Source organism: Klebsiella sp. A52 (assembly GCF_018388785.1).
In the GTDB taxonomy this organism is placed as follows: domain Bacteria; phylum Pseudomonadota; class Gammaproteobacteria; order Enterobacterales; family Enterobacteriaceae; genus Klebsiella; species Klebsiella aerogenes.
This window is the reverse complement of sequence record NZ_CP074437.1, coordinates 380,725-403,619: the sequence shown is the minus strand read 5'-3', so window position 1 is coordinate 403,619 and position 22,895 is coordinate 380,725. Positions and strand designations below refer to the sequence as shown.

19 protein-coding genes are annotated in these 22,895 nt (G+C 58.5%); 10 read left to right on the top strand and 9 right to left on the bottom strand.

Annotated features, from left to right (window positions below):
* Window positions 1-97: 97 nt before the first annotated feature.
* The 4 genes from KGA69_RS01895 to KGA69_RS01880 all read left to right on the top strand — a co-directional run bounded on the left by KGA69_RS01895 (window position 98) and on the right by KGA69_RS01880 (window position 3,665).
* A complete protein-coding gene (locus KGA69_RS01895; protein ID WP_015368204.1) occupies window positions 98-1,024 on the top strand; it encodes an ABC transporter ATP-binding protein in 927 nt (308 codons plus the stop codon).
* Entirely contained in the window at window positions 1,021-1,791 is a 771-nt protein-coding gene (locus tag KGA69_RS01890) for an ABC transporter permease (RefSeq protein ID WP_045390083.1), read from the top strand. Before KGA69_RS01895 ends, KGA69_RS01890 begins: the two co-directional genes overlap by 4 nt.
* 123 nt (window positions 1,792-1,914) lie before the next feature.
* Entirely contained in the window at window positions 1,915-2,355 is a 441-nt protein-coding gene (locus KGA69_RS01885; protein ID WP_047050160.1) for a PTS sugar transporter subunit IIA, read from the top strand.
* A 56-nt stretch (window positions 2,356-2,411) separates the two neighbouring features.
* Window positions 2,412-3,665, top strand: a complete 1,254-nt coding sequence (locus KGA69_RS01880; RefSeq protein ID WP_045390088.1) for a polysaccharide deacetylase family protein — start codon at window positions 2,412-2,414, stop codon at window positions 3,663-3,665.
* Window positions 3,666-3,699: 34 nt separating this feature from the next.
* Here KGA69_RS01880 and panD read toward each other — a convergent pair whose 3' ends face one another.
* The 9 genes from panD to thpR all read right to left on the bottom strand — a co-directional run bounded on the left by panD (window position 3,700) and on the right by thpR (window position 10,745).
* Window positions 3,700-4,080, bottom strand: a complete 381-nt coding sequence (gene panD / locus KGA69_RS01875; RefSeq protein WP_049061440.1) for an aspartate 1-decarboxylase — start codon at window positions 4,078-4,080, stop codon at window positions 3,700-3,702.
* Window positions 4,081-4,160: 80 nt separating this feature from the next.
* Window positions 4,161-5,015, bottom strand: a complete 855-nt coding sequence (panC, locus tag KGA69_RS01870) for a pantoate--beta-alanine ligase (RefSeq protein WP_045390090.1) — start codon at window positions 5,013-5,015, stop codon at window positions 4,161-4,163.
* A gap of 11 nt (window positions 5,016-5,026) precedes the next feature.
* The gene (gene panB / locus KGA69_RS01865; RefSeq protein WP_047042642.1) at window positions 5,027-5,818 is read right to left on the bottom strand and encodes a 3-methyl-2-oxobutanoate hydroxymethyltransferase; all 792 of its coding nucleotides are present in this window, start codon (window positions 5,816-5,818) and stop codon (window positions 5,027-5,029) included.
* A 120-nt stretch (window positions 5,819-5,938) separates the two neighbouring features.
* On the bottom strand, window positions 5,939-6,418 hold the full coding sequence (folK, locus tag KGA69_RS01860) for a 2-amino-4-hydroxy-6-hydroxymethyldihydropteridine diphosphokinase (protein ID WP_045390092.1): 480 nt from the start codon (window positions 6,416-6,418) through the stop codon (window positions 5,939-5,941).
* Window positions 6,415-7,812 (bottom strand): polynucleotide adenylyltransferase PcnB, encoded by a 1,398-nt coding sequence (gene pcnB, locus KGA69_RS01855; protein WP_072047944.1) that lies wholly within the window; start codon window positions 7,810-7,812, stop codon window positions 6,415-6,417. Before pcnB ends, folK begins: the two co-directional genes overlap by 4 nt.
* 119 nt (window positions 7,813-7,931) lie before the next feature.
* A complete protein-coding gene (gene gluQRS, locus KGA69_RS01850; RefSeq protein WP_047050158.1) occupies window positions 7,932-8,813 on the bottom strand; it encodes a tRNA glutamyl-Q(34) synthetase GluQRS in 882 nt (293 codons plus the stop codon).
* Window positions 8,814-8,873: 60 nt separating this feature from the next.
* A complete protein-coding gene (gene dksA / locus KGA69_RS01845) occupies window positions 8,874-9,329 on the bottom strand; it encodes an RNA polymerase-binding protein DksA (RefSeq protein WP_007373199.1) in 456 nt (151 codons plus the stop codon).
* A gap of 163 nt (window positions 9,330-9,492) precedes the next feature.
* On the bottom strand, window positions 9,493-10,209 hold the full coding sequence (sfsA, locus tag KGA69_RS01840) for a DNA/RNA nuclease SfsA (RefSeq protein WP_213292763.1): 717 nt from the start codon (window positions 10,207-10,209) through the stop codon (window positions 9,493-9,495).
* The gene (gene thpR / locus KGA69_RS01835; RefSeq protein ID WP_049061441.1) at window positions 10,209-10,745 is read right to left on the bottom strand and encodes an RNA 2',3'-cyclic phosphodiesterase; all 537 of its coding nucleotides are present in this window, start codon (window positions 10,743-10,745) and stop codon (window positions 10,209-10,211) included. The genes sfsA and thpR overlap by 1 nt, the downstream gene beginning before the upstream one ends.
* Window positions 10,746-10,817: 72 nt before the next feature.
* Between thpR and hrpB the strand changes: the two genes are divergently transcribed.
* The 6 genes from hrpB (at window position 10,818) to fhuB (ending at window position 22,335) form a co-directional block, all read left to right on the top strand.
* Window positions 10,818-13,247 (top strand): ATP-dependent helicase HrpB, encoded by a 2,430-nt coding sequence (gene hrpB / locus KGA69_RS01830; RefSeq protein ID WP_045390103.1) that lies wholly within the window; start codon window positions 10,818-10,820, stop codon window positions 13,245-13,247.
* A 370-nt stretch (window positions 13,248-13,617) separates the two neighbouring features.
* Complete coding sequence (gene mrcB, locus KGA69_RS01825; protein ID WP_045390106.1) at window positions 13,618-16,170, top strand: bifunctional glycosyl transferase/transpeptidase; 2,553 nt, start codon at window positions 13,618-13,620, stop codon at window positions 16,168-16,170.
* Between the two features lie 242 nt (window positions 16,171-16,412).
* A complete protein-coding gene (fhuA, locus tag KGA69_RS01820) occupies window positions 16,413-18,623 on the top strand; it encodes a ferrichrome porin FhuA (RefSeq protein ID WP_045390109.1) in 2,211 nt (736 codons plus the stop codon).
* Between the two features lie 45 nt (window positions 18,624-18,668).
* Window positions 18,669-19,466, top strand: coding sequence for a Fe3+-hydroxamate ABC transporter ATP-binding protein FhuC (fhuC, locus tag KGA69_RS01815; RefSeq protein WP_045390112.1), 798 nt, complete (start codon window positions 18,669-18,671; stop codon window positions 19,464-19,466).
* Window positions 19,466-20,356, top strand: a complete 891-nt coding sequence (fhuD, locus tag KGA69_RS01810) for a Fe(3+)-hydroxamate ABC transporter substrate-binding protein FhuD (protein WP_213292762.1) — start codon at window positions 19,466-19,468, stop codon at window positions 20,354-20,356. The genes fhuC and fhuD overlap by 1 nt, the downstream gene beginning before the upstream one ends.
* Window positions 20,353-22,335 (top strand): Fe(3+)-hydroxamate ABC transporter permease FhuB, encoded by a 1,983-nt coding sequence (fhuB, locus tag KGA69_RS01805; RefSeq protein WP_213292761.1) that lies wholly within the window; start codon window positions 20,353-20,355, stop codon window positions 22,333-22,335. The genes fhuD and fhuB overlap by 4 nt, the downstream gene beginning before the upstream one ends.
* The last annotated feature ends 560 nt before the right edge of the window (window positions 22,336-22,895 follow it).

The window sequence follows — 22,895 nt, the reverse complement described above, 5'->3', positions numbered from 1 at the left end:
CGGCCTGTAACCAAGTAAGTGCGTTGCGCTAATATAGGGTAAGCTCACCTTTTTGAAAACATTACATCACGTGTGATGACACGAGAAGAGATATTTAATGACCATTGCTCTGGAATTAAAACAGCTCAAGAAAACCTATCCCGGCGGGGTTCAGGCGCTGAAAGGCATTGACCTGCAGGTTGAAGCCGGCGACTTTTATGCGCTGCTGGGCCCTAACGGCGCGGGGAAATCCACGACTATCGGCATCATTAGTTCGCTGGTTAATAAAACCTCCGGCCAGGTTAACGTATTTGGCTACGACCTGGAAAAAGATGTGGTGAACGCCAAGCGCCAGTTAGGGCTGGTGCCGCAGGAGTTCAACTTCAACCCATTCGAAACCGTACAGCAGATCGTGGTTAACCAGGCGGGTTACTATGGCGTTGAGCGTAAAGAAGCAATTTTGCGTAGCGAAAAGTATCTGAAACAGCTCGATCTGTGGGAAAAGCGCAATGAACGCGCGCGTATGCTCTCCGGCGGGATGAAGCGCCGCCTGATGATTGCCCGCGCGCTGATGCATGAGCCGAAGCTGCTCATTCTTGATGAACCCACCGCTGGCGTTGATATTGAACTACGTCGCTCGATGTGGGGTTTCCTCAAAGATCTGAACGATAAAGGCACCACCATTATCCTCACGACCCACTATCTGGAAGAGGCGGAAATGCTGTGTCGTAATATCGGTATTATCCAGAGCGGCGAGCTGGTGGAAAACACCTCAATGAAGGCGCTGTTGGCTAAGCTGAAATCGGAAACCTTTATCCTCGATCTAGCGCCGAAAAGCCCGCTGCCAACCCTCGACGGGTATCAGTACCGGCTGGTTGATACCTCGACGCTGGAAGTTGAAGTGTTGCGCGAGCAGGGGATTAACAGCGTTTTCGCCCAGCTAAGCGCCCAGGGCGTGCAGGTATTAAGTATGCGTAACAAGGCCAACCGTCTGGAAGAGTTGTTTGTCACGCTGGTGCACGACAAAAAAGGAGAATCAGCATGATGCAGCTTTACTGGGTCGCGCTGAAAAGCATCTGGACCAAAGAGATCCACCGGTTTATGCGTATCTGGGTTCAGACGCTGGTGCCGCCGGTGATCACCATGACCCTCTATTTCGTCATCTTTGGCAACCTGATCGGCTCGCGGATCGGCGAGATGCACGGTTTTACCTACATGCAGTTTATCGTGCCGGGGCTGATTATGATGGCGGTGATCACCAACGCCTACGCCAACGTCGCCTCGTCATTCTTTAGCGCCAAGTTCCAGCGCAATATTGAGGAACTGCTGGTGGCGCCGGTGCCAACCCACGTGGTGATCGCCGGTTACGTCGGCGGCGGGGTGGCGCGCGGGCTGTGTGTCGGGATTCTGGTGACGGCAATCTCGCTGTTCTTCGTCCCGTTCCAGGTTCATTCCTGGCTGTTTGTCGCCCTGACGCTGATTTTGACGGCAATTCTGTTCTCGCTGGCGGGCCTGCTCAATGCGGTGTTTGCGAAAACCTTCGACGATATCAGCCTGATCCCGACTTTCGTGCTGACGCCGCTGACCTACCTTGGCGGGGTGTTCTATTCGTTGACGCTGCTGCCGCCGTTCTGGCAAGCGCTGTCGCATCTCAACCCCATCGTCTACATGATTAGCGGCTTCCGTTTTGGTTTCCTCGGCATTCATGACGTCCCGCTGGCGACCACCTTTGGCGTACTGGTGGTGTTCATCGTGGTCTTCTATATTCTGTGCTGGTACCTGATCCAGCGCGGGCGCGGCCTGCGTAGCTAATCCTCTCTGTTAGCGCCCCCGCTAATTTCACTTTGCCGGGGCGCTATGCGGTAATTTTTGATACCCATCACCCTACCTCAACGCTTGCCCTGCTAAATTGTTTGCCTGCTAAGGAGGTAGGCGATGTTAGGTTGGGTAATTACCTGCCATGATGAGCTGGCGCAGGAGATGCTGGATCGTCTGGAGAAAAAGTTTGGCCCGCTGGCGCAATGCCGGGCGGTGAATTACTGGCGTAATCTGAGCGTCAATATGCTGAGCCGCATGATGTGCGACGCGCTGCATGCCACAGACTGCGGCGATGGGGTGATTTTTCTCACCGATAAAACCGGTGCCGCGCCGTATCGCGCCGCCGCGCTGATGAGCCACAAGCATACTCACTGTGAAGTGATTTCCGGCATTCGCTATCCATTGCTGGAAGAAATGTATTTACAGCGCTATACCCTCAGCAGCGACGCCTTCCGTAATGCTATTGTTCGCGCTGGAGGCCCCACGGTGAGCAGCCTGTGGCATCAGCAGCAAAAAAATCCGCCTTTTCGTCTCCTGCATGACACGTTCGGAAATTAGGCATTAGCATTGATGCCGCTTTTGTTACAATGGCGGCATTCAGGTTTACCGGTTCGATGCGCATGTTTGCCCGAGTCATAACACTATTCCTTTTGCTGACGTCAGTCAGCGTTTCCGCCAGCCTGCTCAGCCAACAGGGCGTCCCCGCACGCTATATGCAAATCACGGAAGATGCCGATATCTGGGCGCAGGTCGGCAACCATGTAGTGAGCGTCGGCAACGTTCGCGCCGGGCAAATCCTTGCCGTGGTGCCAACCACGGCAGACTATTACGAATTCAATTTTGGTTTCGGTACCGGCTTTATTGATAAAGGGCACCTGGGGCCGGTGCAGGGCGCAAAGCGGGTTGAGGATAACCTGGGCGATTTACACCAGCCATTGAGCAACCAGAACCTGCTGACCTGGAAAGATACGCCGGTTTACGATGCGCCGTCAGCGGGCAGCCCGCCGTTTGGCACATTAGCCAATAACCTGCGCTATCCCATTATCAGCAAGCTGAAAGACCGTCTTAATCAGACCTGGTATCAAATTCGTATCGGCAACCGGCTGGCGTGGGTAAGCAGCCTGGACGCGCAGGAAGATAACGGCATTCCGGTACTGACTTATCACCATATTCTGCGTGATGAAGAAAATAGCCGTTTCCGCCATACCTCGACCACCACCTCGGTGCGCGCTTTCAGTAACCAGATGACCTGGCTGCGTGACCAGGGCTATACCACGCTGACGATGTATCAACTGGAAGGGTATTTACGTAACAAGGTTAATCTGCCTGCGCGCTCGGTGGTGATTACCTTTGATGACGGCCTCAAGTCGGTGAATCGCTACGCTTATCCGATCCTCAAGCAGTACGGATTCCACGCTACGGCATTTATTATCTCATCGCGGATCAAACGTCATCCGCAAAAGTGGGATCCGAAATCGCTGCAGTTTATGAGTATCTCTGAGCTCAGGCAGATTCAGGACGTGTTTGATGTGCAGTCGCATACCCATTTTCTGCACCGGGTCGATGCCGCCCGTCATCCGATATTACTCAGCCGTAATTACCACAACATTCTCTTTGATTTCGAGCGTTCACGGCGGGCGCTGAGCCAGTTTAATCCACACGTGCTGTATCTTTCGTATCCGTTCGGCGGCTATAACGCCACGGCGGTCAAAGCGGCGAACGATGCCGGTTTTCATCTGGCGGTAACGACGGTGAGAGGGAAGGTGAAACCGGGGGATAATCCGTTCTTGCTGAAGCGGTTGTATATCTTACGCACCGATTCGCTGGAGACGATGTCGCGGCTTATCAGCAACCAGCCGCAAGGATAAACCGGCGCTGCGGCTGAGCGCAGCGCCGTAAGAATCAGGCGACCTGCACTGGGATGGCTTTCGCCAGGCGCTTCATTTCGTTATCGCCTTCGAAATAGGCCACTTTCGGCTGCCAGGTGCGGGCTTCTTCGTCAGACATGGTCACGAAGCTGGCGATAATGAGGATATCGCCGACGCTTGCGCAGTGCGCCGCAGCGCCGTTGACGGAGATAATCTTCGAACCACGCTCGGCGGCGATCGCATAAGTCGAGAAACGGTTTCCGTTGGTCACGTTCCACAGATGAATGGCTTCATTTTCCAGAATACCGGCCGCTTCGAGGAAATCCTGGTCAATAGCGCAGGAACCTTCGTAATGCAGGTCAGCCTGCGTGACTTTAACGCGGTGGAGCTTGCCCTGCAGCATATTACGCATCATAACTTCTACCTTCCAACCTTTAAGTAGCAAAGCGGACACGGCATCCGCTTTGAGAAAATAACCCGATTTTTCGTTCCGGACTACTGGCCCAGCTCGACGATTTTGTTATCAATCAGACGCGCCTGGCCCAGCCATGCCGCCATCAGGATCACCGCGCGTTTGCTGGCATCCGTGAGCTCCAGCAGGGTGTCGGCATCGCGGATCTGGATATCGTCGGCGCGAAAACCTGATTCGTTGAGCTCCTGCTCGGCGATGGCGATGATTTCCTCAAGATGACGTTCGCCCGCGGCAAGTTTTTCCGCCACCGAGCTCAGCACTTTATACAGACCCGGGGCGATTTTACGCTGCTCGGCGGTCAGATAACCATTACGCGAACTCAGCGCCAGGCCGTCTTTCGCGCGGATAATCGGCACGCCGACGATCTCGATGTCATAACCCATATCGGCGACCATTTTGCGGATCAGCGCCAACTGCTGGAAATCTTTCTCGCCGAAGCAGGCGACATCCGGCTGCACCAGGTTGAACAGCTTGCTGACAATGGTCGAGACGCCGCGGAAGTGGCCAGGGCGGCTGGCGCCTTCCAGCATGGTCGACAGGCCCGGGACATCAACGAAGGTTTGCCCTTCGGTACCCTGCGGATAAATTTCCGCCGGCGCCGGAGCAAAGACAAAATCGACCTTGCGCTTGTTCAGCTTTTCGCAATCTTCCTGCAGGGTACGCGGATAGCGCGCCAGATCGTCCGGACGGTCAAATTGCATGGGATTCACGAAGATACTGACCACCACGACATCCGCGCAGGCTTTGGCTTCATCAACCAGCTTCATATGACCATCGTGCAGGTTGCCCATGGTGGGAACCAGCGCAATGCGCTTGCCTTCCTGGCGTAAACGACGGATATGCTGGCGCAGCAGCGGCAGGGTTTCAATTATCAGCACAACAAGACTCCTTAATGGAAACTATGTTCTTCGCCCGGATAGGTCCCGGATTCGACTTCGGCAATATACTGCCGTACCGCGGCGCGGATGTCGCCCGCTTCTGCGAGGAAATTTTTCGCGAATTTAGGAATGTGGCCGCCGGTGATCCCGAAAGCGTCATGCATCACCAGAATTTGCCCGTCGGTCACGTTGCCTGCGCCGATGCCGATAACCGGGATCGTCAGCGCTTCGGTAATGCGTTTTGCCAGCTCTACCGGCACGCACTCCAGCACCAGCAGCTGGGCGCCGGCGGCTTCCAGGGCTAATGCGTCATCAAACAGCGCCTGCGCCGCATCGCCGCGACCTTGTACTTTATAGCCGCCGAACACGTTCACCGATTGCGGCGTCAGACCGAGGTGACCGCAAACCGGTACCGCACGCTCCGCCAGCATCCTGACGGTATCAGCCAGCCAGGCGCCGCCTTCGAGCTTGACCATATTGGCGCCGGCGCGCATCACGACGGCGGCATTTTCGAAGGTTTGTTCCGGCGTGGCGTAGGCCATAAACGGCAGGTCGGCGAGCAGCAGACTGTTCGGCGCGCCGCGGCGCACCGCGCGGGTGTGGTAAGCGATATCGTCAACGGTCACCGGTAGCGTGGAGTCGTGGCCCTGTACCGTCATCCCCAGAGAATCGCCCACCAGCAGAACGTTAATGCCTTCGTCGGCAAAAAGCTTAGCGAAACTGTAGTCGTAGGCGGTGATAGTGGCGAAGCGCTTTTTCTCCTGTTTGCATTTCTGCAGCAGGGCAATGGTGGTCGGTTTCATAACGTTTCCTGATGATGAAAGTCATATTAACCGGCATTCTAACAGCAGCATTCAGGGGGGCAATGATTTTGGGCAACCGATTACCACTATCGCCGGAAATGCTAAAAAAGGGAGTAGGGGTTACCAGAGAGCGGGTTTTTCGGCGCCCAGATTTTCCAGCGCGGCGCGAAGGGCGAGGCCATCGGGGAAGTGAAGCTGTGGGGCGATTTCAAACAGCGGCCAGAGCATAAAACCGCGATTTTTCATATCGTAGTGCGGCACCGTCAGACGCTCGCTGTTAATGACCGCATCGCCAAACAACATAATATCGAGGTCCAGCGTTCGCGGTCCCCAGCGTTCGGCTTTCCGCTCCCGTCCCTGCTGCAGTTCGATGCGCTGAGTGTGATCGAGCAGCGCTTCCGGCGCGAGCGCGGTTTCAAGCGCGACGGCGGCATTGAGATAGTCGGGCTGATCCTGCGGCCCCAGCGGCGGCGTACGGTACAGCGAAGACACGCTCGCCACGCGGCTGTCCGGAATGTCGGCCAGCGCGCGGATAGCCGCATTCACCTGCTCGAGCGGCGAGGCGAGATTACTGCCAATGGCGATATAGACCAGGGTCATGCGTTACCCTGACGCGGCGCGCGTTTACGCGGGCGGCGATGGCGGCGGCGCGGAGCCGGATCGTCGCCGAGGTCGTTGAGCATATCTTTCTGTTCCGGCGGCGCGGCTACCTGGAACTCGCCCCACCATTTGGTCAGGCGCTGCAGTTCGTGATTGTTCTCGGCGCCTGCGCGCAGTTCAAGCAGGTCATAGGCGGCGCGGAACTTAGGATGCTCCATGAGTTTCCACGCGCGTTTGCCCTGACGACGGGACATGCGCAACTGCAGCTGCCAGATATCGCGCACCAGGGTGGTGATGCGTTTAGGGATCGCCAGCGTCCGGCAGGCTTCATCCAGCACGTCATTCATTGCCAGCGCGAAGGCGTCGTAATAGGCCAGCCCGCTCTCCTGCGCGATTTTCTGCGCCATTTCCAGCAGCGGATACCAGAACATGACCGCGAACAGGAACGCCGGGTTAACGCGCATGTCGTTATGCAGGCGGTTATCGGTATTCTTCAGCACCTGGATAATGATACGTTCCATCGGGCTATCGCCGCGCTCGGTGAAGTAGCGGGTGATCGTCGGGAACAGCGGCTGGAACAGGCTGTATTCGCGCAGCAGCTGGTAGGTTTCATAACCATAACCCGCCTGCAGCAGTTTCAGCACTTCTTCAAACAGACGCGCCGGGGGGACGTCGTGAAGAAGGGGGGCCAGACGCGGAATTGGCTCGGCACTTTCGGCGCTGATGCGCATATGGAGTTTGGCGGCGAAACGTACCGCGCGCAGCATGCGCACCGGATCTTCACGGTAACGGGTTTCCGGGTCGCCAATCAGGCGAATCACCCCTTCCTGCAGATCGCGCATTCCACCAACGTAGTCGCGTACGGTGAAGTCCGCCACGCTGTAATAAAGGCTATTGATGGTGAAGTCGCGGCGCTGGGCATCTTCTTCGATAGAACCGAAGATGTTATCGCGCAGCAGCATGCCGTTCTGGCCGCGCTGGGAGGTGACGCGGTCGTTGGTGTGGCCTTCGTGATGGCCGCGGAAGGTGGCGACCTCAATGATTTCCGGCCCGAACATCACGTGCGCCAGGCGGAAGCGACGGCCAACCAGGCGGCAGTTGCGGAACAGTTTACGTACCTGGTCCGGGGTCGCGCTGGTGGTGACGTCAAAATCTTTTGGCTTCTTGCCCAGCAGCAGGTCGCGAACGCCGCCGCCAACCAGGTAAGCTTCGTAGCCCGCCTTGTTCAGTCGATAGAGCACCTTGAGCGCGTTTTCACTGATATCTTTGCGGGAAATTGCATGCTGTTCACGCGGGATCACCGTCATATGCGTTTGTTCGACGGCGGCAGCCTCTGCCTCGCGCTCTTCACGGCTTAGCACCTTGCGGCAAAAATTAGCGACTCGGGTAAAAATGGTGCACCTCGTAGTGTCAGACGAACTTCGGATAAAACATTACTCTATGGGCTTCAGGTTGCATTTAAACGGCAAATTCAGGGGCAACCTGAAGGGCGACGAGCAAAAATAGCGGCTAATCATAGCTCAGCGGGAGCCATTTGAGAATGCTGGATTTTTGCAGGCTGCCAGTTGGCTACCGCTTGTTTGAGTAAATCTTCAATACTCAGCGCTTGCCAATCCTCGACGACATCCTGATTCAAAAATGTTAATGCCCGCACAATTTCCGGGCGCGGATCGCCCTCCGGCAGGGCCGGGGCGTGGTTTTGTTTTGAGAGCTTATTACCTTCGGCATTCAGCGCCAGCGGCAGGTGCACGTAGTCTGGCACAGGCCAGCCAAAGTGCTGATACAATGAAATTTGTCGTACCGTTGGCTCGATGAGATCGGCGCCGCGGACGATTTCGCTGACCCCCTGAAAATGGTCGTCAACCACTACCGCCAGGTTATAGGCGAACAGCCCGTCGCGACGATGGATGATGAAATCTTCCCGCGCCAGCGGTTCGTCGGCGACGATGGTTCCGCGCAACTGGTCATAAAATTCCAGTACCGGACGGGTCTGACGCAGGCGCAGCGCGGCGTTTTCGCCGCCAAGGCGCAAATCGCGACAGTGGCCGTCGTAGATCCCGCCGACGCTATGAATGCGCGCGCGGGTGCAGGTGCAGTAGTAGCAGAGATCCCGATCGCGCAGCCAGGCGAGGCGCTCGCGATAGGCTTCGTGCCGCTGGGATTGCCACAGTACCTCGCCGTCCCAGTGCAGACCGTAGCGATCGAGCTGTCGCAAAATAGTGTCGGCGGCGCCGGGAACTTCCCGCGGCGGGTCGATATCTTCAATGCGTACGCGCCAGATACCGCCTTTCGCCCGCGCCTGTAGATAGCTGCCGAGGGCGGCGATTAATGAGCCGAAGTGGAGTTCGCCGGAAGGTGAGGGAGCAAAGCGCCCGATATAGTCTGAGTCGGTCATGTTAAACACAAGGGGAATCAGGCGGGAGAAACTCCCGCCAGAGAGTGAGGTAGCTGGGACTTAACCCGCCATCTGTTTTTCGCGAATTTCCGCCAGCGTCTTGCAGTCGATGCACAGGTCAGCTGTTGGACGCGCTTCCAGACGGCGAATGCCAATCTCCACGCCACAGGATTCGCAGAAGCCGAAGTCTTCGTCTTCGACTTTTTTCAGTGTTTTCTCAATCTTCTTGATGAGTTTACGTTCGCGGTCGCGGTTACGCAGCTCCAGGCTGAACTCTTCTTCCTGCGCGGCACGGTCGACCGGGTCCGGGAAGTTAGCTGCTTCATCCTGCATATGCGTTACGGTGCGATCCACTTCATCCCTGAGTTGATTACGCCATGCTTCAAGAATGCGCTTGAAGTGCGCCAGCTGGGCTTCGTTCATATACTCTTCGCCCGGCTTCTCTTGGTACGGCTCCACCCCAGCGATGGCGAGAATACTCAGGGACGATGTTTTACGGTTTTGCCCTTCTTGCATGTTGCTTCTCCTTAACACGCACTATCGATCCCCATGTGGGGGAAAAATCAGGCCGCTATAAATAGCAGATGCTTTTCCGGATAGCAATTATCTAAACGTTACACTTGACAACGCTGTGAAGAAAAGCGTATTTGCGCTCGCGAACCGGACACAATTTAGCCTTTTAATTACCGGGGGTTAACGCCACGGCAATCGGCTTATTCAGAGTCATCATTTTGGTAGAAAGTTCCGCTTTCCAGGCGAGAATTTCTACCCCCTTTTCCTGCGCCTCTATCAACAGCTGTGCGTATTTGGCATCAATATGATGCGCGGGTGAGAAACGGTCTATCGCCGAATGCAGCACGGCGAATAAAATCACGGCCCGATGGCCCGCGGCCGCGACGCTCATGAGTTCCCGCAGGTGCTTCTGACCGCGTGCGGTAACGGCATCGGGAAAATAACCGTACTCTTTTTCCGCCAACGTAACCGATTTCACTTCAATATAGCAGTTACGGCGGCCTTCTGCCTGTAACATAAGGTCGATTCGGCTATTTTCTTCGCCATATTTTACTTCGCTTTTCAGAATGTTATACCCGGCAAGCTCAGGGATATTTCCGGCGAGTACCGCCTCTTTCGCGAGGGTATTGGCCCGCAGCGTGTTGACGCAGATGACCGCGCCCTGTTGGGTTTCAGTTAATTCCCAGGTATGCGCATATTTACGTTTAGGATTATCGGAAGTGGAATACCAGACGGTATCGCCCGGCGCGGCGCAGCCGGTCATGGCGCCAGTATTCGGGCAGTGCAGCGTCAGCTCCTGGCCCTCCGGCGTGACGACATGGGCCAGAAACCGTTTGTAACGTTTAATTAAAGTGGCGGACTGCAAAGGCGGAGTGAACAGCATCAGAGTTCCCTGGTAAATGGATAACGTTCCAGCACGTTGTAGCGGGTGCGTCCGCGGAGAAAGCTGGACTCATAAAGCACAAATTCGTTGAGCGGCACCTGCCAGCAAAAACCCGGCGGCGGGATTGGCACCGCGTGGCGGGCGTCGCGCAGGAGGGTGATATGCGGATGAAACGGCTGCGGGCTTTGATAGCAGCCGCTGCGCGCTGCCTGAGCGCGCAGCATATTTGCCAGCTGCAGCATGCCGCGCGGCGGCTGGCGGGTACCGAGCCACACTACGCGCGAACGCAGCCACTGGCCGGCGTCGTCGAGCGTCATGGTAAATGGCGGTTGTTGAATGCGTCCGGCCATTGCCGACAGCGCGCGCTGTTTTTCAGCGCTGACGTCGCCGAGAAACGCCAGCGTCAGATGTAGGTTATCGGCGGCGACCGGCCTTCCGGCATCGTCGGCAAAATGGGCGGCGCGCCAGTGAATAATCTGTTTCTGTATCGCTTTCGGCAGTTCAAGAGCGAAAAACAGCCGTTTCGGCTCGGACATGATAGAGACTCGGTAATGAATTACGGGGATGCTACAATGCTTGCCCTCGAATGTTAACCTCCGGAGCCTTTCGTGTCCTCATTGCCGGTTGCCGCAATTCTTCCCGAACTTCTTTCCGCCCTGCAGCAGGCGCCGCAGGTGCTGCTTAACGCGCCTACCGGCGCGGGTAAATCAACCTGGCTGCCGCTACAGATCCTCGCCGATGGCAACATTGATGGCCGGATTATTCTGCTGGAGCCGCGGCGGCTGGCGGCGCGTAACGTCGCTCAGCGTCTGGCGGAGCTGCTGGGAGAAAAACCGGGAGAAACGGTAGGCTACCGGATGCGCGCCGAAAGCTGCGTTGGGCCAAATACCCGTCTGGAAGTGGTCACCGAAGGGATCTTAACCCGTACTTTGCAGCACGATCCGGAACTTTCCGGCGTGGGACTGGTGATCCTCGATGAATTTCATGAACGTAGCCTGCAGGCCGATCTGGCGCTGGCGTTGTTGTTGGACGTTCAGCAGGGGCTGCGTGACGATCTCAAGTTATTGATCATGTCGGCGACCTTGGATAACGATCGTCTGCAGCGCCTGTTGCCGGAAGCGCCGGTGGTAGTTTCCGAAGGGCGTGCATTCCCGGTTGAACGTCGCTTTACGCCGCTGGCGAGCCATCAGCGTTTTGCCGAAGCGGTAGCGATCGCCGCCGCGGATCTGCTGCGTGAGGAGCAGGGCTCGATGCTGTTATTCCTGCCGGGCGTTGGCGAAATTCAGCGCGTACAGGAACAATTAAGCGAGCGTGTGGCCAGCGATGTGCTGTTATGCCCGCTGTACGGCGCGCTGCCGCTGAGCGAACAGCGCAAAGCGATTCTCCCGGCGCCCGCCGGGATGCGCAAAGTGGTGCTGGCGACCAATATCGCTGAAACCAGTTTGACGATCGAAGGCATTCGCCTGGTGGTCGACAGCGCTCAGGAGCGGGTCGCGCGCTTCGATCCGCGCACCGGCCTGACCCGGCTAATCACCCAGCGGATAAGCCAGGCGTCAATGACCCAGCGCGCCGGTCGTGCCGGGCGTCTGGAGCCGGGGATCTGCCTGCATCTGCTGGCGAAAGAGCAGGCGGAGCGCGCGGCGGCGCAGAGCGATCCGGAAATTCTGCAAAGCGATCTATCGGCTCTGCTGCTGGAGTTGTTGCAGTGGGGCTGCCGCGATCCGGCCGAGCTTCGCTGGCTGGACCTACCGCCGGCGATCAATCTGGCGGCGGCGCGGCGTCTGTTGACGGCGCTATCGGCGCTGGAGGGCGAACGCCTTTCGGCTCACGGGCGCCAAATGGCGGCGCTGGGTAACGACCCGCGTCTGGCGGCCATGCTGACGGCGGCCGATTCCGCGGATGACGCGGCGACGGCGGCGAAACTGGCGGCTATTCTTGAGGAGCCGCCGCGCGGCGGCAATAGTGACTTAGGCGCCGCGTTTGCGCGCCAGCAGGGCAACTGGCAGCAGCGAGCGCAGCAGTTATTGAAGCGGTTGGCCAGCCGCGGCGGTCAGCCTGATGCTGAGCGGATGGCGGCGTTGCTGGCCCCAGCGTTTGCCGACCGGATCGCCCGTCGACGCGGCCAGGAAGGGCGCTATCAGTTGGCTAACGGCATGGGGGCGATGCTGGATGCCGATGACGCGCTCGGCCGTCACGAATGGCTAATTGCGCCGCTGCTACTACAGGGCAGTTCGGCGCCCGATGCGCGAATTTTGCTGGCGCTGCCGCTGGATATTGACCAACTGGTGGCGCAGCGTCCTGAGCTGATACAACGCTCCGATACCGTGGAGTGGGATGAAGCGCAGGGGACGCTAAAAGCCTGGCGGCGTAGCTGCATTGGCCAGCTGGTGATAAAAACTCAGCCGTTGGCGAAACCGTCGGAGGCGGAGCTGCACCAGGCGATGCTCAACGGTATCCGCGATAAGGGGCTCGGGGTATTGAACTGGACGCCGGAGGCTGAACAACTGCGCCTGCGGCTGCACTGCGCCGCGCAGTGGCTGCCGGAAGCGGACTGGCCCGCCGTTGATGACGCATCGCTGTTAGCTTCGCTGGAGGCGTGGCTGTTGCCGCAGATGACCGGGGTGCATTCGCTTCGGGCGCTCAAGGCGGTAGACCTGCGACAGGCGTTGCAAAACTGGCTGTCGTGGACGTTACGCCAGAAGCTGGATAGCGAGCTGCCGACCCATTACACGGTGCCGACCGGCAGCCGTATCGCTATTCGCTATCATGAAGATAACCCGCCGGCGCTGGCGGTACGGATGCAGGAGATGTTTGGCGAGGCGACGACGCCGCGCATTGCCGAAGGGCGGGTTCCCCTGGTGCTGGAATTACTTTCGCCGGCGCAGCGACCGTTACAAATTACCCGCGATTTGAGCGCCTTCTGGCAAGGGGCGTACCGCGAGGTGCAAAAAGAGATGAAAGGACGCTATCCGAAACATGTCTGGCCGGATGACCCGGCGAATACCGCGCCGACCCGGCGGACGAAAAAATACTCCTGAGGCGCCGCGCCCTTGCTGTGGGCGCGGTTCTGAAAATCGGCGGCCTGAGTCACACGGCGCAATATTTATGTTATTAAAAAACATCATATTTTACCGTTTATCGCGTTTTGCGGTTGTAAAATGCTGGTTAAGAATGTCGCGGATTAGTGCTATTCTCTGTGGCCTGGACAATTCGTGCTATGTCCGGAGATATTCTTCAGCTTAAACAGATAATTATATGATTTGTTTAATGAATTATTCTTCGAAGATGATATGAAAGACGTCGGCCGCGGCAGCGCGGCGGGTGTTAAATTGAGAGATATCTTCTTCCTCCTTCAAGAGGAAGTATTGAGAATCAGGCCTTTACGCCTGAAAGTTGCGGAGAAAAAGCATGGCGGGAGATGACCGCGAGCCTATCGGACGTAAAGGGAGACCTTCACGCCCGGCAAAACAAAAAGTCACCCGTCGCCGGGTCCGGGAAGAGGACTACGACGATGATTACGATGACGATTATGAGGATGAACGACCGATGCCGAAGAAAGGAAAGGGCAAAGGCAATAAGCCTCGTCGTAAGCGCAGCTGGCTGTGGCTGCTGGTTAAGCTGGGGATTGTCTTTGCGGTAATTATCGCCGCCTATGGCGTCTACCTCGACCAGAAAATTCGCAGCCGCATTGACGGTAAAGTCTGGGAACTGCCGGCGGCAGTGTATGGCCGGATGGTCAACCTTGAGCCGGATATGCAGATCAGCAAAAACGAGATGGTGCGCCTGCTTAATGCGACCCAGTACCGTCAGGTCAGCGCAATGACGCGTCCTGGCGAATACACCGTACAGGCTAACAGCATCGAGATGATCCGTCGTCCGTTCGATTTCCCGGATAGCAAAGAGGGGCAGGTGCGCGCGCGTCTGACCTTCGATGGCGATCATCTGGATACCATCGAGAATATGGATAACAACCGTCAGTTCGGTTTCTTCCGTCTTGATCCGCGCCTGATCACCATGCTGCAGTCGGCGAACGGCGAGCAGCGCCTGTTCGTTAAGCGTAGCGGTTTCCCGGATCTGCTGGTGGATACGCTGCTGGCGACCGAAGACCGCCACTTCTATGAGCATGACGGTATCAGCCTGTACTCAATGGGCCGTGCGGTGCTGGCGAACCTGACGGCGGGGCGTACGGTGCAGGGGGCAAGTACCCTGACCCAGCAGCTGGTGAAGAACCTGTTCCTGTCCAGCGAGCGTTCCTACTGGCGTAAGGCCAACGAAGCCTATATGGCGCTGATCGTTGACGCCCGTTACAGCAAGGATCGTATCCTTGAGCTGTACATGAACGAAGTGTATCTCGGCCAGAGCGGCGACAACGAAATCCGCGGCTTCCCGCTGGCGAGCCTGTACTACTTTGGCCGCCCGGTAGAAGAGCTGAGCCTCGATCAGCAGGCGCTGCTGGTCGGGATGGTCAAAGGGGCGTCAATCTATAACCCGTGGCGTAACCCGAAACTGGCGCTGGAGCGGCGTAACCTGGTGCTGCGTCTGCTGCAGCAGCAGAACATTATCGACCAGGAGCTGTACGATATGCTGAGCGCCCGTCCGCTGGGCGTGCAGCCGCGCGGCGGGGTGATTTCTCCGCAGCCGGCGTTCATGCAGATGGTGCGCCAGGAGCTGCAGGCGAAACTGGGCGATAAAGTAAAAGATCTCTCCGGCGTGAAGATCTTCACCACCTTTGACCCGGTGGCTCAGGATGCGGCGGAAAAAGCGGCCATCGAAGGTATCCCGGCACTGAAGAAACAGCGTAAGCTGCCGGATCTGGAAACCGCCATGGTGGTGGTCGATCGCTTCACCGGCGAAGTCCGGGCGATGGTCGGCGGCGCGGAGCCGCAGTTTGCCGGCTACAACCGCGCGATGCAGGCGCGTCGTTCGATTGGTTCGTTGGCAAAACCGGCCACTTATCTGACCGCGCTGAGCCAGCCGAATCAGTATCGGTTGAATACGTGGATTGCCGATGCGCCGGTGACGATTCGCTTGTCGAACGGCCAGACCTGGTCGCCGCAGAACGACGATCGTCGCTTTAGCGGTCAGGTGATGCTGGTGGATGCCCTGACCCGTTCGATGAACGTGCCGACGGTTAACCTCGGGATGTCGCTGGGTCTGCCGGCGATCACCGATACCTGGCAGAAGCTGGGCGTGCCGAAAGACCAGTTGAATGCGGTTCCTGCGATGATCCTTGGCGCCCTTAACCTGACGCCAATTGAAGTCGCGCAGGCATTCCAGACCATCGCCAGCGGCGGTAACCGCGCAACGCTGTCGGCGCTGCGTTCCGTTATTGCTGAAGATGGTACGGTGCTGTACCAGAGCTACCCGCAGGCGGAACGCGCCGTTCCGGCGCAGGCAGCCTATATGACCCTGTGGACCATGCAGCAGGTGGTGCAGCGCGGTACCGGCCGTCAGCTTGGCGCCAAGTATCCTGGCCTGCATCTGGCGGGTAAAACCGGGACCACCAACAACAATGTGGATACCTGGTTTGCCGGTATCGATGGCAGCCAGGTGACGATTACCTGGGTTGGCCGCGATAACAACCAGCCGACCAAGCTGTACGGGGCCAGCGGCGCGATGTCGATTTATCAGCGCTACCTGGCTAACCAGACCCCGACGCCGCTGGCGCTGACGCCGCCGGAAGACGTCGTGGATATGGGCGTGGACAGCAACGGTTACTTCCAGTGTAGCGGCGGTATGCGTACGCTGCCGGTGTGGACTACCTCGCCGGATGCGCTGTGCCGCCAGGGCGAAGCCCTGCAGCAACAGCAGCAACAGCAGCAGGAAGCCAATAACCCGTTCAACCAGTCCGGGCAGCAGCAGCCTGCTAACCAACCGCAGCAGCAACAGCAGCAGCCTGCGAAGCAGGAAAAGAGCGATGGCGTGGCCGGCTGGATTAAAGATATGTTTGGCGGCAACTAAAACCGTTTAAGCTGAACGTCTGAACAGCCCCTTAATACGAAGGTATTAGGGGGCTTTTTTATTTAGGGTATCTGCTTAACACGGTGATAACTCCTTAATAACCGTCTGGTTATTTATTAATCCCTTGGCGCTTCCTGTTCGGCATAGCGCTTGCCTTGGATTCCGCGTTTCGCCTATTATGTCACCCGTCATAATAATAATTCTCGTTTACGTTATCATTCACTTTCATCAGAGATATACCAATGGCGCGTCTTAAAACTGCTCAGCCAAATCACTCGCTGCGTAAAATCGCAGTCGTAGTAGCCACGGCGGTTAGCGGCATGTCTGTTTATGCACAGGCTGCGGAACAACCGAAAGAAGAAACCCTCGTCGTTACCGCGGCGCCAGCCAGCCAGGAGAGCGCCTGGGGACCGGCACCGACTATCGCCGCGAAGCGTTCCGCCACGGCCACCAAAACCGATACTCCCATTGAAAAAACGCCGCAGTCTATCTCCGTGGTGACCCGCGAAGAGATGGACATGAAGCAGCCGACAACGGTCAAAGAAGCGCTCTCTTACACGCCGAGCGTTTTCTCCACTCGCGGTAGCTCGACCACCTATGATGTGGTCACCATTCGTGGATTCACCACCTCCAGCACGGTGAACACCAACCAGTATCTGGATGGCATGAAGCTGCAGGGTAACAACTACTCTGAAGTCTCGATGGACCCGTATTTCCTGGAACGCGTGGAAGTGATGCGCGGGCCAACCTCGGTACTGTACGGCAACAGCAACCCGGGCGGTATCGTCAGCATGGTCAGCAAGCGTCCGACCACCGAGCCGCTGAAAGAAGTACAGTTTAAAATGGGCACCGATAACCTGTGGCAAACCGGTTTCGACTTCAGCGACGCCATTGATGATGACGGCGTGTGGTCATACCGTCTGACCGGTTTAGGCCGCAGCCAGGATGCGCAGCAGCAGATGGCGAAATCGACCCGTTACGCCGTCGCTCCGTCCTTCAGCTGGCGTCCGGATGATAAAACCGATTTCACCTTCCTGAGCAACTTCCAGAATGACCCGGATGCGGGTTACTACGGCTGGCTGCCGCGCGAAGGCACCGTGGTGCCGTATTACGATGCCAACGGCAAGGCCCACAAGCTGCCAACCGACTTCAACGAAGGCGAGTCCGATAACAAGATGTCGCGTCGCCAGCAGATGGTTGGCTATAGCTTCTCCCATCAGTTCGATGACACCTTTACCGTGCGTCAGAACCTGCGCTATGCCGATGTGCATACGCTGTATCGTTCGGTCTACGGCAATGGTTACCAGGAGCCGGGGAAAATCAATCGTGCCTACGTGCGTTCCGATGAGCACCTGAATACCTTTACCGTTGATACGCAACTGCAGTCTGATTTTGCTACCGGCGCGGTGAACCACACGCTGCTGACCGGCGTGGACTACTCGCGGATGCGTAACGACGTTGATGCGGACTACGGTACAGCCGATGCCATTAGCATGACCAATCCGCAGTACGGCAACCCGAACGTGAACGTCAACTTCCCGTACGCGGTCCTTAACCGTATGGAGCAGACGGGCCTGTACGCGCAGGATCAGATGGAGTGGGACAAATGGGTGATGACCTTAGGCGGCCGCTACGATTACGCCACCACGTCTACCTTCACCCGTTCCACCAGCAGCATGGCGGAAAATCACGACCAGCAGTTCAGCTGGCGCGGCGGGATCAACTATCTGTTCGATAACGGTATCTCCCCGTACTTCAGCTACAGCGAATCGTTCGAACCGGTATCGGGTTCCAATAGCACCGGCAAGCCGTTCGATCCGTCGCGCGGTAAGCAGTATGAAGCCGGCGTGAAATACGTGCCGAAAGATATGCCGGTGGTGGTGACCGCGGCGGTCTATCAGCTGACTAAAGATAAGAACCTGACGGCAGACCCGAACGATCCGACCGGACTGTTCAGCGTACAAACCGGCGAAATCCGCTCCCGCGGCTTTGAGCTGGAGGCGAAGGCGGCGGTCAATGCCAATATCAACCTGACCGCGGCATACAGCTATACCGATGCCGAATACACTCACGACACCGTCTTCGAAGGCAAGCGTCCGGCGGAAGTGCCGCGTAACATGGCGTCACTGTGGGCGGATTACACCTTCCACGAAACCGCGCTTAGCGGGCTGACCATTGGCGCGGGCGCGCGTTATATCGGTTCGACGGTCAGCTACTACAAAAATGACACCAGTACCGGTAAGAAGAATGACTCCTTCAATGTGGCCGGTTATGCGCTGATGGATGCGACGGTGAAATACGATCTGGCGCGCTTTGGCCTGCCGGGGTCCTCGGTCGGCGTCAACGTCAACAACCTGTTTGACCGCGAATATGTCTCCAGCTGCTATAGCGAGTACGCATGCTACTGGGGGGCGGAACGTCAGGTTGTTGCTACCGCAACCTTCCGCTTCTAACTACTCACGGGCGCGGTTCGCCGCGCCCAATATCAGGTTGTTGCTATGCAGGAACAGACTCCGCACTCTGAGACGACGTTTGCGTTAAATCGCGTGACCTTTCGCGTGCCTGGCCGCACGCTGCTTCATCCCCTCTCGTTGACCTTCCCGGCAGGAAAAGTCACTGGCCTGATTGGCCATAACGGTTCCGGCAAATCCACGTTACTCAAAATGCTTGGCCGCCATCAGCCGCCTTCCGAAGGCGATGTGCTGCTGGACGGCCAGCCGCTGGACAGCTGGAGCAGCAAGGCGTTTGCCCGCAAAGTGGCCTATCTGCCGCAACAACTGCCGGCGGCGGAAGGGATGACGGTGCGCGAACTGGTGGCGATTGGCCGCTATCCGTGGCACGGCGCGCTGGGGCGCTTCGGCGTGGCGGATCGCGAAAAAGTAGAAGAGGCCATTGCGCTGGTGGGGCTGAAACCGCTGGCGCATCGGCTGGTGGACAGCCTTTCCGGCGGCGAACGCCAGCGCGCGTGGATCGCCATGCTGGTGGCGCAGGATAGCCGCTGTCTGCTGCTCGATGAACCGACGTCGGCGCTGGATATCGCCCACCAGGTCGATGTGCTGGCGCTGGTGCATCGTCTCAGCCAGCAGCGTGGCCTGACGGTGATCGCGGTCCTGCACGATATTAATATGGCCGCCCGCTATTGCGATTATCTGGTGGCGCTGCGCGGCGGCGAAATGATCGCCCAGGGGACGCCGGCGGAACTGATGCGCAGCGAAACGCTGGAACAAATCTACGGCATCCCGATGGGGATCCTGCCGCATCCGGCGGGCGCAGCGCCGGTAAGTTTTGTCTATTGATGGAAAATTCGAACTTCTTCTCACGCCGACGCCTGTTGACGGCAATGGCGCTGTCGCCGCTGCTGTGGCAGATGCGCGGCGCGCAGGCGGCGAACGTTGACCCGCAGCGCGTCGTCGCGCTGGAGTGGCTACCGGCCGAGCTGCTGCTGGCGCTCGGCGTTACGCCCTACGGCGTAGCCGATATTCCCAACTACAACCTGTGGGTCAATGAGCCGGCGTTACCCGCTTCGGTGATTGATGTCGGCCTGCGCACTGAACCCAATCTTGAATTACTGACGCAGATGAAACCGTCGTTTATCGTCTGGTCGGCAGGCTATGGCCCGTCGCCGGAAAAGCTGGCGCGCATTGCGCCCGGTCGCGGCTTCACCTTCAGCGACGGCAAACGGCCGCTGGCGATGGCCCAGCGTTCGCTGCTGGAAATGGCCGACCTGCTGGGTAAGCAACAGCAGGCGAAGCGTCATCTGGTGGAGTTCGACGCGTTGATGGAAAGCCTGCGTCCGCGATTTGCCGAGCGTGGCGATCGCCCGCTGCTGATGATTTCGCTACTTGATGCTCGCCATGTGCTGGTCTTCGGCGAGAACTGCCTGTTCCAGGAAGTGCTCGATCGTTTTGGCATCAAAAACGCCTGGCGCGGTGAAGCGGCATTCTGGGGCAGTATCACCGTAGGCATCGATCGGCTGGCGGAATTTAAAGAGGCCGATGTTATCTGTTTCGATCACGGCAACGATCGGGAGATGGCCCAGCTGATGGCGACCCCGCTGTGGCAGGCGATGCCTTTCGTGCGCGCCGGGCGTTTCCAGCGCCTTCCGGCGGTATGGTTCTATGGTGCGACGCTGTCGGCGATGCATTTCGCCCGCGTACTGGCCGATGCGCAGGGGAGGGCGGTATGAAGGCGCGTTTCTCGCCGTTAGCCATTATCTTGTTGGTCGTGTTGCTGGTTGCCGCTTTCGCGCTGAGCATCATCAACCTTCAGGTTGCTTTACCTTACGCGCAGTGGCGTCAGGCGCTGTGGCAGCCGGATAGCGATAATATCGCCCAGATGCTGTTCCATTACAGCTTGCTGCCGAGGCTGGCTGTATCGTTGCTGGTCGGTGCCGGACTGGGGCTCGTCGGCGTACTGTTCCAGCAGGTGCTGCGTAACCCGCTGGCGGAGCCGACCACGCTCGGCGTTGCCACCGGCGCGCAGCTCGGAATGACGGTGACGACGCTATGGGCGATTCCCGGCGTGCTGGCGTCGCAGTTTGCCGCGCTGGCAGGCGCTTGTCTGGTCGGCGCGCTGGTGTTCGGCGTCTCGTGGGGCAAACGTCTGTCGCCGGTGACGCTGATCCTGGCCGGTCTGGTGGTGAGTCTCTATTGCGGCGCGGTCAATCAGCTGATGGTGATTTTCCATCACGACCAGCTGCAAAGCATGTTCCTGTGGAGTACCGGGACGTTGACGCAGACCGACTGGAGCGTGGCGCAGCGCCTGTGGCCGCAGCTGCTTGGCGGCGCAATATTGACGCTGCTGTTGCTACGCCCGTTAACGTTGATGGGGCTGGATGATGGCGTGGCGCGAAATCTCGGGCTGGCGCTTTCTCTGGCGCGCCTTGGCGTCTTGACTCTGGCGATAGTAATAAGCGCGCTGCTGGTCAACGCGGTCGGCATTATCGGCTTTATCGGTCTGTTCGCGCCGCTGCTGGCGAAAATGCTCGGCGCCCGCCGCCTGCTATCGCGGCTGGTACTGGCGGCGCTACTTGGCGCGCTGATCCTGTGGCTTTCCGACCAAATTATTCTCTGGCTCAGCCGGGTATGGCGGGAAGTGTCGACCGGGTCAGTCACCGCGCTGATTGGCGCGCCTTTATTACTGTGGCTACTGCCGCGGCTGCGTAGTATCAGCGCGCCGGTGATGAACGGCGGCGATAAGGCGTTGATTGAGCGCCGCAACGTGCAGTGGTTCGCGCTGGGCGGACTGGCGCTGATGTTGTTGGCGGTAACCACCGCGCTGACCTTTGGCCGTGATGCGCAGGGGTGGCAATGGGCCAGCGGCGATCTGCTGGAGCAATTAATGCCATGGCGCTGGCCGCGGGTGCTCTCGGCGCTGTTCGCCGGGGTGATGCTGGCCGTCGCGGGTTGCATTATTCAACGCCTGACCGGTAACCCGATGGCCAGCCCGGAAGTGCTGGGTATCAGCTCTGGCGCGGCGTTCGGCGTGGTGTTGATGCTATTCTTCGTACCGGGCAACGCTTTTGTCTGGCTGCTGCCAGCCGGCAGTCTTGGCGCGGCGGCGACGCTGCTGGTCATCCTGGTCGCCGCCGGGCGCGGGGGGTTCTCGCCGCACCGGATGCTGCTGGCGGGGATGGCGCTGAGCACCGCTTTCACCATGCTATTGATGATGCTACAGGCCAGCGGCGATCCGCGAATGGCGCAAATCCTGACGTGGATGTCCGGTTCGACCTATAGCGCGACGCCGGAGATGGTGCTGCGTAGCGGGGTGGTAATGTTGGCGCTATTGGCGCTGGCGCCGCTCTGTCGCCGCTGGCTGACCATCCTGCCGCTCGGCGGCGAGGCGGCGCGGGCGGTGGGAATGGCATTAACGCCATCGCGTATTGGGTTGCTGCTGCTGGCGGCGAGCCTGACGGCAACGGCGACGCTAACCATTGGGCCGTTAAGTTTCGTTGGTTTAATGGCGCCGCATATTGCGAGGATGATGGGATTCCGCCGGACGATGCCGCATATGGTCATTTCCGGACTAATTGGCGGGATGCTGCTGGTGTTCGCCGACTGGTGCGGGCGAATGATCATGTTCCCCTACCAAATCCCGGCGGGGCTGTTATCGACGTTTATCGGCGCGCCGTACTTTATCTATTTGCTGAGAAAGCAGAGCCGCTAACGATCCCGGATGGCCTCAACATCCCCGGTGGCGCTAGCGCTTACCGGGGCTACAAGGCTGCGCGATTTGCTAGCCCGGACAAGGCGCAATGCGCCGCCTCCGGGAAAATCCCCGGTGGCGCCAGCGCTTACCGGGGCTACAGCGCCGCTCGATTTGCTAGCCCGGATAAGGCGCAATGCGCCGCCTCCGGGAAAATCCCCGGTGGCGCCAGCGCTTACCGGGGCTACAGCGCCGCGCGATTTGGTAGCCCGGACAAGGCGCAATGCGCCGCCTCCGGGAAAATCCCCGGTGGCGCCAGCGCTTACCGGGGCTACAGCGCCGCGCGATTTGGTAGCCCGGACAAGGCGCAATGCGCCGCCTCCGGGAAAATCCCCGGTGGCGCCAGCGCTTACCGGGGCTACAGCGCCGCTCGATTTGCTAGCCCGGACAAGGCGCAATGCGCCGCCTCCGGGAAAATCCCTGGTGGCGCCAGCGCTTACCGGGGCTACAGTGCTGCTCGATTTGCTAGCCCGGACAAGGCGCAATGCGCCGCCTCAGGGAAAATCCCCGGTGGCGCCAGC

Coding starts and splice junctions, on each gene's coding strand:
- KGA69_RS01895 (WP_015368204.1), top strand. CDS start 98: ATGACCATTGCTCTGGAATTAAAACAGCTCAAGAAAACCTATCCCGGC.
- KGA69_RS01890 (WP_045390083.1), top strand. CDS start 1,021: ATGATGCAGCTTTACTGGGTCGCGCTGAAAAGCATCTGGACCAAAGAG.
- KGA69_RS01885 (WP_047050160.1), top strand. CDS start 1,915: ATGTTAGGTTGGGTAATTACCTGCCATGATGAGCTGGCGCAGGAGATG.
- KGA69_RS01880 (WP_045390088.1), top strand. CDS start 2,412: ATGCGCATGTTTGCCCGAGTCATAACACTATTCCTTTTGCTGACGTCA.
- panD (WP_049061440.1), bottom strand. CDS start 4,080: ATGATGCGTAATATGCTGCAGGGCAAGCTCCACCGCGTTAAAGTCACG.
- panB (WP_047042642.1), bottom strand. CDS start 5,818: ATGAAACCGACCACCATTGCCCTGCTGCAGAAATGCAAACAGGAGAAA.
- folK (WP_045390092.1), bottom strand. CDS start 6,418: ATGACCCTGGTCTATATCGCCATTGGCAGTAATCTCGCCTCGCCGCTC.
- gluQRS (WP_047050158.1), bottom strand. CDS start 8,813: ATGACCGACTCAGACTATATCGGGCGCTTTGCTCCCTCACCTTCCGGC.
- dksA (WP_007373199.1), bottom strand. CDS start 9,329: ATGCAAGAAGGGCAAAACCGTAAAACATCGTCCCTGAGTATTCTCGCC.
- sfsA (WP_213292763.1), bottom strand. CDS start 10,209: ATGCTGTTCACTCCGCCTTTGCAGTCCGCCACTTTAATTAAACGTTAC.
- thpR (WP_049061441.1), bottom strand. CDS start 10,745: ATGTCCGAGCCGAAACGGCTGTTTTTCGCTCTTGAACTGCCGAAAGCG.
- mrcB (WP_045390106.1), top strand. CDS start 13,618: ATGGCGGGAGATGACCGCGAGCCTATCGGACGTAAAGGGAGACCTTCA.
- fhuA (WP_045390109.1), top strand. CDS start 16,413: ATGGCGCGTCTTAAAACTGCTCAGCCAAATCACTCGCTGCGTAAAATC.
- fhuC (WP_045390112.1), top strand. CDS start 18,669: ATGCAGGAACAGACTCCGCACTCTGAGACGACGTTTGCGTTAAATCGC.
- fhuD (WP_213292762.1), top strand. CDS start 19,466: ATGGAAAATTCGAACTTCTTCTCACGCCGACGCCTGTTGACGGCAATG.
- fhuB (WP_213292761.1), top strand. CDS start 20,353: ATGAAGGCGCGTTTCTCGCCGTTAGCCATTATCTTGTTGGTCGTGTTG.